Genomic DNA, 553 nt, shown 5'->3' with positions numbered 1-553 from the left:
TGCAACTTGCTGGTTTGATAATTGTGACTCTTTCGAATCACAACGCCTTGATTAGAATACTCAATTAACTTGATTAAAGTTTTGAGAACTCATTTTGTATTAACTAGCTTTCGCTAGTTTCTACTATCAGCTTTCCAAATTGTTAAAGAGCAAATTTCAACTCATAAGAGCTAAAATCAGGCTTAAAAAAGCCAAAGATAAATCGTGTTTATCTTTGGCGTCTCTATCCCCGAGACTGTATGAGTCACTTCCATCTCTTTATTCCCAAAGAGTGAAGAAGGAAGTGGTGGAGCTATGCGGGATCGAACCGCAGACCTCCTGCGTGCAAGGCAGGCGCTCTCCCAGCTGAGCTATAGCCCCATACAGTGCGAATAAGTAATTGGTGGGTCTGAGTGGACTTGAACCACCGACCTCTCGCTTATCAGGCGAACGCTCTAACCACCTGAGCTACAGACCCCCGACTTATTCTTTGCTTTCTACTACCAGACAATCTGTGTGAACACTCAACAGAAATCAATGTGTCGCTTAGGTAAGGAGGTGATCCAGCCCCAGG

General features: G+C 43.9%; 2 tRNA genes. Both read right to left on the bottom strand.

The features are described from left to right. Positions 1-284: 284 nt before the first annotated feature. A tRNA-Ala gene (locus ACFOE0_RS22435) sits at positions 285-360 on the bottom strand. 20 nt (positions 361-380) lie between these two features. Continuing rightward, positions 381-457 (bottom strand) — tRNA-Ile (locus ACFOE0_RS22430). Positions 458-553: the final 96 nt, after the last annotated feature.

Source organism: Shewanella submarina, assembly GCF_042646185.1.
In the GTDB taxonomy this organism is placed as follows: Bacteria; Pseudomonadota; Gammaproteobacteria; order Enterobacterales; family Shewanellaceae; genus Shewanella; species Shewanella corallii.
The sequence above is the reverse complement of the archived record's forward strand: the minus strand, read 5'-3'. Positions and strand labels throughout refer to the sequence as shown.